The organism is Flavivirga sp. 57AJ16, from assembly GCF_028736925.1.
In the GTDB taxonomy this organism is placed as follows: domain Bacteria; phylum Bacteroidota; class Bacteroidia; order Flavobacteriales; family Flavobacteriaceae; genus Flavivirga.
Genome location: NZ_JAQZAT010000001.1, coordinates 214,848 through 230,095, shown reverse-complemented (window position 1 = coordinate 230,095; position 15,248 = coordinate 214,848). Strand labels below are relative to the sequence as shown.

The 15,248-nt window shown below is 34.1% G+C and carries 11 protein-coding genes; 5 read left to right on the top strand and 6 right to left on the bottom strand.

What is annotated here, in order from left to right; translation table 11 throughout:
* Positions 1-8: 8 nt before the first annotated feature.
* Positions 9-3,200, bottom strand: a complete 3,192-nt coding sequence (locus PQO00_RS00950) for a SusC/RagA family TonB-linked outer membrane protein (RefSeq protein ID WP_274182943.1) — start codon at positions 3,198-3,200, stop codon at positions 9-11.
* A gap of 278 nt (positions 3,201-3,478) precedes the next feature.
* Positions 3,479-4,618, bottom strand: a complete 1,140-nt coding sequence (locus PQO00_RS00945; protein ID WP_274182942.1) for a FecR family protein — start codon at positions 4,616-4,618, stop codon at positions 3,479-3,481.
* Between the two features lie 112 nt (positions 4,619-4,730).
* Between PQO00_RS00945 and PQO00_RS00940 the strand changes: the two genes are divergently transcribed.
* Together PQO00_RS00940 and PQO00_RS00935 are read left to right on the top strand one after the other, a co-directional pair.
* Positions 4,731-5,348 (top strand): RNA polymerase sigma factor, encoded by a 618-nt coding sequence (locus PQO00_RS00940; RefSeq protein WP_274182941.1) that lies wholly within the window; start codon positions 4,731-4,733, stop codon positions 5,346-5,348.
* Positions 5,349-5,521: 173 nt separating this feature from the next.
* Positions 5,522-7,063 carry a glycine--tRNA ligase gene (locus PQO00_RS00935; RefSeq protein ID WP_274182940.1) on the top strand — a complete coding sequence of 514 codons (1,542 nt, stop codon included), beginning with the start codon at positions 5,522-5,524 and terminating at the stop codon, positions 7,061-7,063.
* 888 nt (positions 7,064-7,951) lie between these two features.
* Here the strand turns inward: PQO00_RS00935 and PQO00_RS00930 are convergent.
* The gene (locus tag PQO00_RS00930) at positions 7,952-8,422 is read right to left on the bottom strand and encodes an Lrp/AsnC ligand binding domain-containing protein (protein ID WP_274182939.1); all 471 of its coding nucleotides are present in this window, start codon (positions 8,420-8,422) and stop codon (positions 7,952-7,954) included.
* Between the two features lie 435 nt (positions 8,423-8,857).
* Complete coding sequence (locus PQO00_RS00925) at positions 8,858-10,222, bottom strand: saccharopine dehydrogenase family protein (protein ID WP_274182938.1); 1,365 nt, start codon at positions 10,220-10,222, stop codon at positions 8,858-8,860.
* An 82-nt stretch (positions 10,223-10,304) separates the two neighbouring features.
* Between PQO00_RS00925 and PQO00_RS00920 the strand changes: the two genes are divergently transcribed.
* Positions 10,305-10,703, top strand: coding sequence for a DUF423 domain-containing protein (locus tag PQO00_RS00920; protein WP_274182937.1), 399 nt, complete (start codon positions 10,305-10,307; stop codon positions 10,701-10,703).
* A gap of 60 nt (positions 10,704-10,763) precedes the next feature.
* Entirely contained in the window at positions 10,764-12,380 is a 1,617-nt protein-coding gene (gene pckA, locus PQO00_RS00915; RefSeq protein ID WP_274182936.1) for a phosphoenolpyruvate carboxykinase (ATP), read from the top strand.
* Positions 12,381-12,975: 595 nt separating this feature from the next.
* Here the strand turns inward: pckA and PQO00_RS00910 are convergent.
* Together PQO00_RS00910 and PQO00_RS00905 are read right to left on the bottom strand one after the other, a co-directional pair.
* Positions 12,976-13,725, bottom strand: a complete 750-nt coding sequence (locus tag PQO00_RS00910; RefSeq protein WP_274182935.1) for a uroporphyrinogen-III synthase — start codon at positions 13,723-13,725, stop codon at positions 12,976-12,978.
* Between the two features lie 24 nt (positions 13,726-13,749).
* On the bottom strand, positions 13,750-14,400 hold the full coding sequence (locus PQO00_RS00905; protein ID WP_274182934.1) for a DUF4271 domain-containing protein: 651 nt from the start codon (positions 14,398-14,400) through the stop codon (positions 13,750-13,752).
* 120 nt (positions 14,401-14,520) lie between these two features.
* Here PQO00_RS00905 and PQO00_RS00900 point away from each other — a divergent pair, with 120 nt between their 5' ends.
* Positions 14,521-15,243: a polyprenol monophosphomannose synthase gene (locus PQO00_RS00900; RefSeq protein ID WP_274182933.1), complete on the top strand. Its 723-nt coding sequence runs from the start codon at positions 14,521-14,523 to the stop codon at positions 15,241-15,243.
* Positions 15,244-15,248 lie beyond the last annotated feature (5 nt).

Genomic DNA, 15,248 nt, shown 5'->3' with positions numbered 1-15,248 from the left:
GTTTATTTTTAAATTGAACAATTTAAGCCTAAGGTTATCATTCTTAATGGGGGCAGAGCTAGAGCTCCAGTTTCTGGATCAAAACCATTATAGTTAGTAATTGTTAATAAATTCTGCCCTTTTAACGAAACACCAAATTTCTTAAAGGTTTTTGACTTTAAAAAAGAGGTTGGGAGCTGATAAGATAGCGAAACATTTTTCAGCCTAATAAAAGAAGCATCAGATAGGGTTGCATTTGATCTTAGGTAATAATTAGTATATGCTCCTACTGCAGCTCCACTAGTGTTTTGTGAATAATAAAAGCCGTCGTTTAAAATATTATCGGCATGGTTAGTTAATGTTCCTGGAGCTGTACTATTTTGACGTATTCCATATTTTTCTTGTTTTACAAACTGAAAAAACACATCTAAACTTAAGCCTTTATAAGTTACGGTATTATTAAGCCCACCGTAAAAATCTGGCGTACTTCTACCAAGTATTTTATAATCGCCGTTAAGAGTTTCTTTAAGGCCAGGAGTTATATTTCCGTCTTCATTCCAATCTTCTACGGTAGCAATACCATTAACCAAGCCTGTAAAGTTATAGCCTGTAAGATTTCTAATAGATTCCCCTTCTATAAAAACGCCTCTGTAAACCGTGTTTTCTAAACCTGGAAATGATACTAAACGATTTCTTGGGACGGTAAGGTTAAACGCCGTGTTCCATGAAAAGTTAGTGTTTTTAATATTTGTCGATGTTAGACTCACTTCTAGCCCATTACTTTCAACTAGAGCAGGTAGGTTTGCTTGATAAGATGTAAATCCGGTTTGAGACGGTAGAGGTGTGCTAATTAATTGATTATCGGTACGATTGCTAAACCATGTGGTTGTTAAAAATAATCGGTCATTTAAAAACCCGGTCTCTAATGACACTTCAAATTTACGAGTAGTTTCCCAACTATAATCTGGATTAGCTACTCTTTGAGGGACTAATACAGCACCATCATATAGATAAAACCAACTTCCATAAGAGTCTAGATAGCCATAATCAGGAATTTGATCATTTCCAACTGTACCGTAACTACTACGTAATTTTCCATAACTAAACCAAGGCAATGAATTCTTAAACCAATCTTCATTGCTAAAAATCCAACCAGCTGCTACAGATCCAAAATTTCCCCATCGCTTATTTTCACCAAAACGAGTGGATCCGTCTCGACGCGCTGTTAAAGTAAACAAGTAGCGATTTTTAATGGTGTAGTTTACACGTCCAAACATAGAGGCAAAGTTATATTCACGAAACCCATTATCATAGGATGTTATTTCTGAAGCAGCGCCTAAATTACCTAAAAGATTATCTACAGTATATCCAGTAGCTCTAACATTATATGGTTGCACATAATCGGATGCTTGAAAACTTCCTCCAAGTAGTACAGATAGTTCACTATTTTTAAAATTTTTCACATAATCCAATTGAGGTTCAATATTATATGTTTCTACATAATTTGAAGTAAACAAAGATGTTGAACTGTCTGCTGTTCCTGGTGCTACTGATGCTAATGGGATTTGGACATTACTGGTTTGGTTAATTTTATTGTACCCTATATTAGCGGTTGCAGTTAATCCTGGAGACAGTTTATAGCTTAACGTTGCATTTGCAAGTAAGTTATTTGACTTAAAAATGGACTTTTGCATTAAAAAAGATAATGGATTAGTTAGGTTTGAATTTGTGAGCCAGTATAATGACCCATCTTGATTATAAAGTGGGTAATTAGGAGGTAATGTAAAAACGCTACTTGTTAAATCTACAGGACTTTGATTGTTATCTTCTTTTGTATAAAATAGAGTTACTCCAATCTTAAACTTATCATCATCAGATGTATTTTCAAATCCTAAATGAGAAGAAAAACGCTTATATCCTAAGTCTCCAGGGAAAACAGTAGATTCGTTATGAAGGGTGTTTGAGAAAATATAATTAAACTTATCATTTCCTCCAGTGAAAGAGGCTGATACTTCAGTTTTTTTTGCTGTGTTTTCTAAAAACATCTTCTGAAAATCGGTTGATTTTGTTTGATCCCAACTTACTAAATCTGGTGCGTTGTTTTGATTGGGAATGAGACCATCATTTGCTATAGCTTCTTTTCTAATATCTAAGTAATCTGATAGTTTTAGTGTGGGTACCGTATTAGCGATTTTACCCAAACCTGTATAGGTATTAACACTTAAACGCGTACCTGTTCCTTTGGCTCTTTTTGTTTTAATAAGAATAACACCATTTGCTCCTCTCGATCCGTAAATTGCCGTAGCTCCTGCATCTTTCAAAACAGTAATACTCTCAATATCTGCTGGATTTATTGAATTTAAGGGATCTATCAAACCTGCTGCAGAACCATAACTATTATAACTGCCACTTAATGTGTTTATTGGTGTTGAATTAAAGGGAACGCCATCAATAACATAAAGAGGTTCTTGTCCACTTGCTATGGATACCTGCCCTCTTATGGAAACATTCGATTTGCTTCCTGTTAAACCATTACTTTGCGAAATAAATAAACCAGGAACTTTCCCCGCTAATGCTTCTAATACATTTGTTACTGGTTGTTTTTCAATTTCTTCTGAGGTTATAGTTGAAAAATTACTAGTAGCCAATCGCTTTGAAGTTTTTCCATAGGCAATCAATAAAAGCTCGTCCAATTTATTAAATTCTTCTTTCAAAGTAATGTCAATAACAGTTTTGTTATCTACTAGTACTTCCTTAGTTTTAAATCCTAAAAAGCTAAACACTAAACTGTTTTTGGATGAAGGCACGAGAATTGTGTATTTTCCATCAAAATTCGTATAAGTTCCCTTATAAGTTCCCTTTATTATAATGGATACTCCTGCCATAGGAACACCTGATGGATCTAAAATTTTTCCAGTGACCTCTATTTGTTGTTGAGTAGCTGTTTCCTTTTTCTTAATAACAATTGTATTATTCTCGGTAACAATAATATTTAAATCTTTGTAAGCTAAACTTCTTTCTAGCAATTTATTAGTACTAATCACTCCTTTTTTCACTTTAACCAAAGGGAAATCCTTAAATAAATCCAGTTCGTAAATAAAATTATATTCAGTTTGATCCATGATAAGGTCAAAAACCTCATCTACCGTTAACACTTTATCTACTTCTACTTTTATTTTAGAGTTTTGAGATATCGCGGTATTTGGTGAAAAGCTGAACATAGAAATGCAGCATAAAAAAATGAGTGTTCTCATAAAAATCTTCAATAGTCTCCTTTTAAAAAGAAACATTGCTTTGCTTAATTTAATTTCCATAAATTTGTTTGTTGTTAGTTTGTTAATCAATTAATTAATGACATCTAAAAAGGGACTTTGTTATTTAACTTTTGCGGGTTTTAACAAGTTCCTTTTGCTTTTTTAAATTATTTAATCTTCATATTTTAGATATTTTAAGTGGTTATTTATTAGCTCTTTTAAGTAAAAACTTAAAGGTTTAAAAACTATTTTAATATTAAAGTTTTATCTTTTATCTCATAATTATCAATTGAACTAGACATTATTACGTTTAAAATTTCTTCAATACTTTGGTGTTTTCTTAAAGCACCTTTAAACTTAACAGCTCCTAATGATTTATTTTCAAAAATCACATCCATATCATACCATCTAGATAATACTTTCATTATTTCTCCTAATGTTTTTTCTTTAAAACTGAAAACACCATCTTTCCAAGAAATTTCACTTTTAACATCTACCTCTTTTACTGAGAAAAAATTATTTAAAATATTTATCTCAAATTGCTGATTAGGGTATAGATTTTGTTTAATCTTACTGTATTCAATAGCAACTTTCCCCTCAACTAACGTTGTGCTAATAGTATTTTCGTCGTTATACGCTTTTATATTAAATTCTGTGCCTAAAACCCTAACCTCTTGTCTATTATGAATTACTTTAAAATTATCTCCTTGGTGCTGAGTGCTTGGAGATACATCAAAATAAGCTTCACCATAAACCAATTCAACGGTTCTAGCTTCACCCTCGTTAAAGTTTACGGGATATTTAAGTTTGGATTCTGAATTTAACCAAACTTGAGTGCCATCAGATAATTTTACATGATATTGCCCTCCTCTTGGAATGGTTAAATAGTTATAGCTAATTTCAGAGTTTTTAGTTGTTGAAGATTTATATATTAAATCACCTCCAGTACTTTCTAAATTATCTTTTATAAATGTTTCTCCTTTTCCCAAAACTATTTCGGAACCATCTTCTAGGGTCAATGTAGCTTTGTCTGTTCCTACTTTAATATTGTTGTTTACGACTATTGGTTCTACAATTTCTGTATTATCCCTATTAAAAATAAAGGTTAAAGAAATTAGAAGTACAATGGATGCTGCTACTGCATATTTCCAAAAACTAAGTTTTCTTTCTGGGTTTTTAAAACTAGATTCAATATGCTTCCATAAAATGGAATCATCTTGATTTTCATTTTTAAGCTCTTCAATAGTGAAGTTTAGGGAGATATAATCATTAAAAATCTTCTTGTTTTTCCCCACCTCAATCCAACCGATGAGATTCTTCATTTCATCATCTGTTAACTTATCTGAGCAATATTTTGCAATTAATATTTCAATACCTTCAGTCATAATTATCTGCTTATTAATAATTAAACGATAGTGTTTTAAAAAACCCTTATTCTTTCTATGGATTTTTTTTAATTTTTTTATGTTAGTTTTACCAAATCATTATCATTTAACAATGAAACATAATAAGCAGCATACCTCTCTTTTAATAACTGCCTTAAAAAAAGGGGATGAGCGTGCTTTTAAAACTATTTATGAAAGTAACAAAAAACCATTAAGTGCTTTTATTAATAGCTATACAAAAAATCAAGCTCAAACAGATGATATTGTTCAAGACACTTTTATTAAATTGTGGAATGCGAAAGAAGGTATAGATGAAAATATTTCTTTAGGAGGTTTTTTATGCAAGATAGCTTATTACACATTTATTGATACCTTTAGAAAAAAAAAAAGAGAACAATCTATGCTTGATGTCTGGCAGTATAAAAAACTAATGTTATTGGTAAAAGAAGAAAGTGATATAAAAAAAGAAAAAATACATCTTATAGAAAAAGCTATAGAAAAGCTCCCTCCCAAATGCAAAGAAATATTTGTGATGAGTAAGTTTGAGCAGCTAAAATATGCAGAAATTGCAGAACAACTTGGGCTTTCTATCAAGACAGTCGAAGTTCAAATGGGGAAAGCTTTTTCTATTATTAGGAAAGAAGTTAATAAAAGTGGGCTTTTTAATTTGTTTTTGCATTTTTCTGGGTTATTCTTTTTAAAAAAGAAAGGTTTAGGCCATCCAAGCTAAGGTCAACTTAAAATAATTTAAGGGCTTCACTAGACCACAATCTCAGTTCCTAAACCTTAGAAATCGCTTATTTTAAATAAATACGATCACTAATAGCTAAAAAAAACACTTCCTCATCTTTATTTTTTAAGAAAGAATCCCCTTTGTTTCAAGCGGTTTTTTATTTTTGCAGCATGGCAAATCAAGACGATCAATTTAAGAAGGTTATATCGCATGCGAAAGAGTATGGTTACGTGTTTCAAAGTAGCGAAATATACGATGGATTAAGTGCAGTTTACGACTATGCGCAGAATGGTGCAGAGCTAAAGAAAAACATACGCGATTACTGGTGGAAAGCGATGGTGCAGATGCATGAAAATATAGTGGGCATAGATGCCGCTATTTTTATGCATCCAACCACATGGAAAGCTTCTGGGCACGTAGACGCCTTTAATGATCCATTAATTGACAACAAAGATTCTAAAAAACGCTATCGGGCCGATGTTTTAATTGAAGACTATTGTGCTAAAATTGAAACTAAAATTGAGAAAGAGGTTGCTAAAGCGGCTAAGCGTTTTGGAGACGCTTTTAACAAAGAAGAATTTGTCTCTACAAACGGACGTGTTTTAGGCTATCAGGAAAAAATAAATACCACCCTTTCCCGAATGGCAAAATCTCTTGAAAATGAAGATTTAGCCGATGTTAAGGCACTCATTGAGGAACTGGAAATAGCCGACCCGTTAACTGGAAGTAAAAACTGGACAGATGTGAAGCAGTTTAACCTTATGTTTGGGACTAAACTTGGTGCTTCTGCAGAGTCGGCGATGGATTTGTATTTACGCCCAGAAACGGCACAAGGTATTTTTGTGAATTTTTTGAACGTTCAGAAAACAGGACGTATGAAAATTCCATTTGGCATTGCACAAACAGGAAAAGCTTTTAGAAATGAAATTGTAGCCAGGCAGTTTATTTTTAGAATGCGTGAGTTTGAACAAATGGAAATGCAGTTTTTTATAAAACCCGGCACTCAAAAAGAATGGTACGAACATTGGAAAGAAACCAGGTTAAAGTGGCATTTGTCTTTGGGTATGGGAGCAGATAAATACCGTTTCCACGATCATGAAAAATTAGCACATTATGCAGATGCTGCTGCCGATATTGAGTTTAAATTCCCATTCGGATTTAAAGAACTGGAAGGGATTCATTCCCGTACGGATTTCGACCTGAAAGCCCACGAAGCATACTCAGGAAAGAAATTACAGTATTTTGACCATGAAGATAACGAGAGCTATACGCCTTATGTTTTAGAGACCTCTATTGGTTTAGACCGCATGTTTTTAGCCGTATTTTCCAATTCGTTAGAAGAAGAAGCCCTAGAAAATGGCACGACACGTACTGTTTTAAAATTACCAAGTGTTTTGGCACCGGTAAAAGCAGCTATCTTGCCCTTGGTTAAAAAGGATGGGTTACCAGAAGTTGCCCGTAAAATTGTGGACGAATTAAAATGGGATTTTAATGTGATTTATGATGAAAAAGATGCTGTTGGAAGACGTTACAGAAGACAAGATGCAAACGGAACACCATTTTGTATCACCATAGATCATGATACTTTAGAGAATAATACCGTGACCATTCGCCATAGAGATACCATGGAACAACAACGCGTTAAAATAGAAGATTTAAGGGGGATCATTAAACAAGAAGTCGATGTACGCTCTTGGTTAATGAAAATGTGATACACAAATTCCTTTGAAAAAAAGGAATCTCAAATTCCAAATCCCAAGCACTTTTGTTTGGGATTTTTTTTAATTCATTCAGAAGCCTGCCTGTCGGCAGCTACGGTGTACCCACAAATCATGATCCTCTGTCACAGCCACAGATAAAATGAACTCGCTCTATGTCCCTTGCTTTCTTGTATAGGTTTGCCGTACCAGCCTCGCAGACCGCTTTTTATAGAGCGCTCAGGTCTCTCTGCTAGCTGTTGGAAAAACACCATAGAGCTGTCCCCGACCTTTCGGAAGGATAGGGCACAAAAGCTTCGAGGAACAGGAGCATTGGTGTTGGACATGGCGGTGGGGCGACGCGAAGTTTTGGGCCCGGTTCTTCTCTGGCGACAGCATGAGAAGAAATCCCTCACGAAAGGGCGTCTTTTCTTTTGTTACTTTTCTTTGGACGAGCAAAGAAATCGAAGATTCACGAACACCTATTTATCAAATAAGATCAGTGAGCAAAAAGTAAGTAAAAAGGGAAATAAGCTTTTGTTCTTTATATTGAAAAAAGATGTGGGTACACCGTAGCTGTCGGCAGACAGGGAGGGACGACTGAAGAATCTATACTTATTTATTCAAAAAATAAAGGAGGAAGGCTTAAACGTAGCTAGGCTCAATGTCATTAAGTTAAGGAAATTTGTTCTTTATTTGTCACATTGAGCGCAGTCGAAATGCTAATAAAAGCTAGAACTCCAATAGGTCTTCGACTGCGCTCAGACTGACATTACGGCCTTAACTTAATGACATTGAGCTAGGCTATGCTTGCTACCCAGTCAAGCTGAGCACTTGCTTTTCCTTTTTGCCTTAACAAAAAATAACTGTATTTTTTTGAGTAAATTTAAGTTAGAAATGGTATTATATACGTATTTGCCTATTAATTTGCTGGTCTAAGGAAATGATGGATTCTGTTCTTAAAACCCCTGTTATAGTTTGAATTTTGCTATTTAACAATAGCATTAAATGATTATTGTTATAAGCCAGCATTTTAATAAAAATATTCCAGTTGCCAGTAGTGTAATGGCACTCTAGAACTTCAGGAATTTTCTTTAAAGCTCTAATAACATCTTCGGTATTTGTAGCTTTTTCAAGATAAATACCAACAAAAGTCATGGTAGAATAACCTAAAATTTTGGGGTCGATAATAAACTGTGAACCAGAAATAAGTTTAGATTTCTCTAATTTTCGTAGGCGTTGATGAATAGCGGCACCAGAAATACCAACATGACGGGCGATTTCTAAAATAGGTGTTCTGGCATCCTCGGTTAATGCACGCAGTATTTTTTTATCGATACCATCTATTGTTATAGACTCCTTTTTGGACTTCATTAATTGAATTTTAAAACATAAAAATAGTTATTTGGTTTCAAATTGAAACTGTTTTGCGCTAAAGATTATTCCAAAATAAGTTCTGAAAGGATTCCTATTATGAGTGTTCAAAATATAAAGCAAAATATGGAAATTACACTAAAAATAGCGCTTTCTTCCAATTTTAAATTTAAGAGTAGAACCATACCAAATAAATATTACCATATGCAATGAACAATAAAAGTTGACACGGATGCCACAAATTCTTACAGATCAACCTGTAAAATATTGGTTCATGCCCATGTTCAACCCAATACTATATAAACATAGGGTAATGAATTCGTGCAAATCCGTGTAATTAGTGTCTCTTTAATGATGTGTACGTACGGTCGTTTTAATAAACCAAATCATGGGTTTGACTTTCAAGTGAGGACAATGACCTATCCTATCTTTACCTTAGTTGTTCAAAGGATTATAACCCAAATAAGGCACTTCCTTTTCATAAAAAGTTACGCCAAAAGCTTCCAGCTCTTTTAAAATAGGTTCGTAAACTTCTTTAGTAATAGGGATTTGAACACCTGGTGTTGTAATTTTTTTGTTGAGAATGGCAAGCGTGGCCATAGCAACAGGTAAGCCTACCGTTTTTGCCATAGCGGTATACGTTTGATCGTCTCCTAAAACAACCATATTGGCATCTATTTGATGCTTTTTACCCTCTTTTTCGTAACCGAATTTATGATACATAACAATCATGTCTTTATCATCGGCATCAAGAGTCCAGCTATCCATAAGTATTTTTTGAAGTATTTGCGCCGGAGTTGCTTTTTTTAGACCTACCTTTTTTTCAGCATTAAAAATATCAAGTTCTATGAGCTTATCCCAAACAATATCGTCTTGATCAATTTTAAGCGCATGCCTTAATTTTAATTCTACAGAATCACTAGGACTATAAGTTAAAAAAGCATTTATAAAATCACGATAGCTCATATTTTCGCTATCATCTATAGTATAACTGTCATCGGTCATTCCCAGGGTAACAAAAATGTTCCATGCACGACTAAAGCCAACACGTCTCATGGTTCCTCTATACAACGTCTTTACATGATCGAGTCCGTAAACACTCCGATATTTTAGGGAATCTCGATTCGCATAAGCTTCGAAACGTCCAAAGCCATCAACATCTAAAAATTCAGTACGTCTAAACAAACGGTGATAGGGGATGTATTTGTAGGTGCCTTCCTGTAAAAACTTTGCAGCGCCACCTTGCCCTGCTGTTACTACATTTCTAGGGTTCCAGGTGAATTTATAGTTCCACAAGTTATTATCACTTTCGGGAGCGACCAACCCCCCTGTAAATGATTCAAACAAGATTATTTTCCCACCGTTGTTGCGAATACGATCAATAACGTGCATGGCACTCATGTGGTCTATACCTGGGTCGACACCAATTTCATTCATTAGTATAAGCCCTTTGGCTTTTGCGTCTTCATCTAAGGCTTGCATTTCCGGGCTTACGTAAGATGCCGTAACCATATGTTTTCCTAATAAGACACAATCTTTAGCGGCCTCTATATGAAAGCGGGCAGGTAGCATAGATACTACAATATCTGCATTTTTTATAGCGTTGGTACGAGATGTTTTATCGAAAATATCCAATACCATGGCTTTAGCATTTTGATGGTTGCCAATTAATTTTTTAGCTGCTTCAAGGTTTAAATCACCAACAGTGATAAAAAGATTTTCTGAAACCGATTTATCCAATAAATATTTTAGAAGACTAGAAGCCGATTTTCCTGAACCAATGACCAAAATTTTTCGCATAATGAAGAATAGTTAAATTAGTTTTGTAAAAACGAATTTAATAAATACATTAGGTTTAAATAGTTATCATGAAACATATATTATGAACAAAAAAATATTAATTACGGCATCAATTTTTGGATTATTGGCTGTTATTTTTGGAGCATTTGGAGCACATACGTTAAAAGAATTAATTACGGTCGAAGCACAACAAACCTTTGAAACGGGTGTGAGATACCAGATGTATCACGCTATTTTACTGTTGTTTATAGGGTGTACAACATATATTCAACAAAAAACCAAGAAAACCTTATATTATTTAATTGTATCGGGAATCATTTTGTTTTCAGGATCTATTTATGGACTAGCAACAGATTTGTTAACAACTTTTAATTTTAAAACCATTGGTTTTATAACCCCAATAGGTGGTCTGCTTCTAATTTTAGCATGGGGGCTTCTATTTGTGAATTTCTTAAAAATGGAGTCTAAAAACGATGCTTAATAATAAATAGTTTAAAATAATTGTTTTAGTTTTGCACAATAAATAATTTTATAACAAATTATGGTAAACTATAATCAAGTTACGAAAACGATTTCGTTGGAGGCATACGGAATAAAAAATGCTAAAATAAAGTATCAACTTTCGCCAGAAGAACTTCATGATATTACTGTTGAAAAGGGATTGGGATTAGAAGCCTCGTCTGGAGCTTTGGCCGTTAATACGGGCGAATTTACTGGGCGCTCTCCAAAAGATCGATTTATTGTTAAAGATGCTATAACACAAGACCGCGTTTGGTGGGGAAATATCAATATTCCATTTGATACAGACAAATTTGATGCCCTATATAATAAGGTTGTTGATTATTTATCTAATAAAGAAGTTTTTGTAAGAGATAGCTATGCCTGTGCCGATGAAGATTATAGATTGAATATTCGTGTTATTAATGAATATCCATGGAGTAATCAATTTGCATATAATATGTTTTTAAGACCAACGGAAGACGAGCTAAAAGATTTTGCCCCAGACTGGACAGTGGTTAATGCACCAGGTTTTAAGGCGAATCCTGAAGTAGATGGTACGCGTCAACATAATTTTGCCATTTTAAACTTTTCTAAAAAAATAGCATTAATTGGAGGTACAGGGTATACAGGTGAAATTAAAAAAGGTATTTTTTCCGCTCTTAATTTTATTCTTCCGGTATTTAAAAATACATTGCCAATGCATTGCAGTGCTAATGTAGGCAAAGAAGGAGATACAGCTATTTTCTTTGGATTATCAGGTACAGGAAAAACAACCTTGTCGACAGATCCAAATAGGAGTTTAATTGGAGATGATGAACATGGTTGGACCGCAGAAGATTCTGTGTTTAATTTTGAAGGCGGCTGTTATGCGAAGGTCATTAACCTATCGAGAGATAATGAACCGGAAATATATGATGCTATTAAAAAGGGCGCGATTCTGGAAAATGTTATTTTAGATGAAGCTGGACACGTAAATTTTGAAGATACTTCAATTACCCAAAATACAAGGGTTAGTTACCCTATTGAGCATATTGAAAATATTCGAATGCCTTCAATTGGTAAAAACCCAAAAAATATTTTTTTCCTAACAGCCGATGCTTTTGGTGTATTGCCCCCAATATCTAAGTTAACACCTAGTCAGGCGGCCTATCATTTTATTTCAGGATATACGGCGAAAGTAGCAGGAACCGAAGCTGGGGTTGTAGAACCACAACCGTCTTTTTCTGCATGCTTTGGTGCTCCTTTTATGCCATTGCATCCAGCTAAATATGCCGAAATGTTAAGTAAAAAAATGAAAGACTCCGGGGTTAACGTATGGCTGGTAAATACAGGTTGGACCGGTGGCCCTTACGGTGTTGGTACGAGAATGAAATTAAAATACACACGAGCAATGATTAATGCTGTGTTAAATGGTGATCTAGGTTTATACAACTATGACGATTATCATATACATTCTGTTTTTGGTGTGGCACAACCTAGAGAATGTCCAGGTGTGCCAACGAGTGTTTTAAGCCCTAGAGCGACTTGGAACGACGATGAAAAATATTACAAAACAGCTTTTAAGCTGAGCAATGCGTTTCGTGAGAATTTCAAAAAATTCGAAGCACATTGTAACGAGGAAATCAGACGTGGCGGTCCGCAGCGTTATGCATTTTAATATAAAAGAATTATCCGAGGCTTGCCTTGGGCCTGCCGGCAGGCAGCTACGGTGTACCCACAAATCATGATCTTTTGTCACAGCCGCAGATAAAAAGAACTCGCCCTATACCCCTTGCTCCCTAGATAGGCAGCTATGCCAACCTCCGAGGTCGCTTTTTATAGAACGGTCGAGTCTCTCTGCTAGTTGTTGAGAAAAGGCCATAGGGCTGTCCCCGACCTTTCGGAAGGATAGGGTACAAAAGCTTCGAGGAACAGGAGCATTGGCGTTGGCCATGGAGGTGGGGCGACGCGAAGTTTTGGACTCGGTTCTTCTCAAGCGAGAGCGTGAGAAGAAATCCCTCTCGAAAGGGCGTCTTTTCTTTTGTTACTTTTCTTTGGACGAGCAAAGAAAAGTAAGTAAAAAAACTTTTAGCTTGTATACCGAAAAAGATGTAGGTACACCGTAGCTGCAGTCAGGCAGGATTGTTATTCCCATAAAATCGGGAATCAAAATAAAAAAGGGATGATTTAAAAAAAACCATCCCTTTTTTATTTATGAACTCATAAACTTTAAATGAGTTTATAAATAAAAGACTTTTTATAATAATATAAGCTTATTTTCCTTTATTAACTTTATCAATATATTTCTGTAAAGCCATGGTCATTGAAGGCGTTTCGGGAGTAGGAGCAGCAATATCTACTCGCAATCCTTTTTCCTCTACAGCTTTTATTGTTGTATTTCCAAAAACAGCAATTCGCGTATTGTTTTGTTTGAAATCTGGAAAATTTTGAAATAAAGATTCTATCCCAGAAGGGCTAAAGAATACTAAAACATCGTAATACACATTGGCTAAATCCGATAAGTCGCTAACCACTGTTTTATAAAATGTAGCCTGTTTCCAATTTACGCCTAAAGCATCTAGCGTTTCCGGTACTTCTGGTTTTACTTTATCTGTATTAGGTAATAAGAATTTTTCTTCTTTATACTTTTTAATTAATGGGGATAATTCTGAAAACGTACGTTTACCAACATAAATCTTACGTTTTCTATACACCACATATTTTTGAAGATAGAAGGCTACAGCTTCAGACTGACAGAAGTATTTCATAGAGTCTGGAACTTTAAATCGCATTTCTTCAGCAACTCTAAAAAAGTGATCTACAGCGTTTCTACTTGTTAAAATAATGGCTGTGTAATTGTTTAAATCTACCTTTTGCTGTCTTATATCTTTTGCAGATACACCTTCAACATGAATAAAGGGTCTGAAATCTATTTTTACCTTTTGTTTTTCTTGTAAATCAAAGTAGGGTGAGTTCTCTATTTTAGGTTCAGGTTGAGATACTAGAATTGTTTTTACTTTCATATTGGTAAGTAGTTTGTGCTCTATTTATTGTTTGGCAATAAACACCTTATATAAAATGATGTAAGGTGAGATTTCGAGAGTGCAAAGATATAAAATAAAATAAAAATAATTGCGTTTTATTAAACTTTGATGTGTTTTAAAAGAAGTAATAAGGCCAATAATATAAACAATTAACAATAAAATAACAATTATGTATATAATAGGTAAAGAAGGTTTAAAACTAAATAATAGTAAGGCATTTATAGGGAGCAATAAAATACCCAAGTAATTCTTATAGCTAATTTTCTGAAAAAGGTATTGATCTATGAGTGTATCAATTTCGAAAATGCTTCCAATAAGCCGTTCAACAAGAACCTTTATCAAAATAAAAACGCCAATGCTAAAAGTTAGTTTAAATATCGTATCTATTGAAAGTAGTTGATTATGGGTTATGTGTTGGTAAGCAATAAAGCTAAAAACAGATAAAGAAAGAATTAAATTGCCAAATAATAAGGCATCGAATTTGTCTAAGAACTTTTGCTCTCTGGAATAAATTTTAAGATATTTAGAATTCCCCAAAACATATATAAAATCACTGAAACGCTTAGGTGCGTTCAATTTTGCAATAGCTACAATAAGCAGCCCTGCAATTAACAAAATGGTATATAAGTCATTTGATACAATATCCCGAAGCATGCCATAAAATTATTATAATTATTAACACTATACTTATAATTATTAAATAAAGTTTAAACCACTTCAAAAAAATAAACGCTTATTAATGTACATTTGCTAAAAACTTAACAAAGCTAATGAATGAAAGATACGGTTGTTATCATTCCAACATATAATGAGATAGAAAATATAGAAGCTATTGTAAAGGCTGTGTTTTCTCAATCGGATACTGTTCATATTCTTATTGTTGATGATAATTCACCAGATTTAACAGCTTTAAGGGTAAAAGAGCTACAGGCCGATTTCCCTGGCAGATTATTTTTAGAAATACGAAAAGAAAAATCGGGGCTAGGTACGGCTTATATTTATGGTTTTAAATGGTGTTTGAACAAGACCTATAAGTATATTTTTGAAATGGATGCAGATTTCTCGCATGATCCAAAGGATTTAATAAAACTATATAATGCCTGTCACAAAGATGGAGCAGATCTATCTATAGGTTCCAGATATGTAACGGGTGTAAATGTTGTTAACTGGCCAATGAATCGCGTTCTTATGTCCTATTGTGCATCAAGGTATGTGCGTATCATTACCGGGATGAGAATTCATGATACTACGGCAGGTTATGTGTGTTATAAGCGACATGTGCTAGAAACAATAAATTTAGACGCTATAGAATTTATTGGTTATGCGTTTCAAATTGAAATGAAATTTAAGGCCTATTTAAAGAAGTTTAAGATTACTGAAGTACCGGTTATTTTTACAGATAGGACAAAAGGCGAATCAAAGCTCAGCTCAGGCATCATTTCTGAAGCTATTTTTGGGGTTATTTCAATGAAGTTAAAAAGTTTTTTTAAAAAATAAAAACG

What these genes read in the sequence shown, in the direction of transcription:
- PQO00_RS00950 (WP_274182943.1), bottom strand. Translation starts at nt 3,200, where the DNA reads ATGTTCAGCTTTTCACCAAATACCGCGATATCTCAAAACTCTAAAATA.
- PQO00_RS00945 (WP_274182942.1), bottom strand. Translation starts at nt 4,618, where the DNA reads ATGACTGAAGGTATTGAAATATTAATTGCAAAATATTGCTCAGATAAG.
- PQO00_RS00940 (WP_274182941.1), top strand. Translation starts at nt 4,731, where the DNA reads ATGAAACATAATAAGCAGCATACCTCTCTTTTAATAACTGCCTTAAAA.
- PQO00_RS00935 (WP_274182940.1), top strand. Translation starts at nt 5,522, where the DNA reads ATGGCAAATCAAGACGATCAATTTAAGAAGGTTATATCGCATGCGAAA.
- PQO00_RS00930 (WP_274182939.1), bottom strand. Translation starts at nt 8,422, where the DNA reads ATGAAGTCCAAAAAGGAGTCTATAACAATAGATGGTATCGATAAAAAA.
- PQO00_RS00925 (WP_274182938.1), bottom strand. Translation starts at nt 10,222, where the DNA reads ATGCGAAAAATTTTGGTCATTGGTTCAGGAAAATCGGCTTCTAGTCTT.
- PQO00_RS00920 (WP_274182937.1), top strand. Translation starts at nt 10,305, where the DNA reads ATGAACAAAAAAATATTAATTACGGCATCAATTTTTGGATTATTGGCT.
- pckA (WP_274182936.1), top strand. Translation starts at nt 10,764, where the DNA reads ATGGTAAACTATAATCAAGTTACGAAAACGATTTCGTTGGAGGCATAC.
- PQO00_RS00910 (WP_274182935.1), bottom strand. Translation starts at nt 13,725, where the DNA reads ATGAAAGTAAAAACAATTCTAGTATCTCAACCTGAACCTAAAATAGAG.
- PQO00_RS00905 (WP_274182934.1), bottom strand. Translation starts at nt 14,400, where the DNA reads ATGCTTCGGGATATTGTATCAAATGACTTATATACCATTTTGTTAATT.
- PQO00_RS00900 (WP_274182933.1), top strand. Translation starts at nt 14,521, where the DNA reads ATGAAAGATACGGTTGTTATCATTCCAACATATAATGAGATAGAAAAT.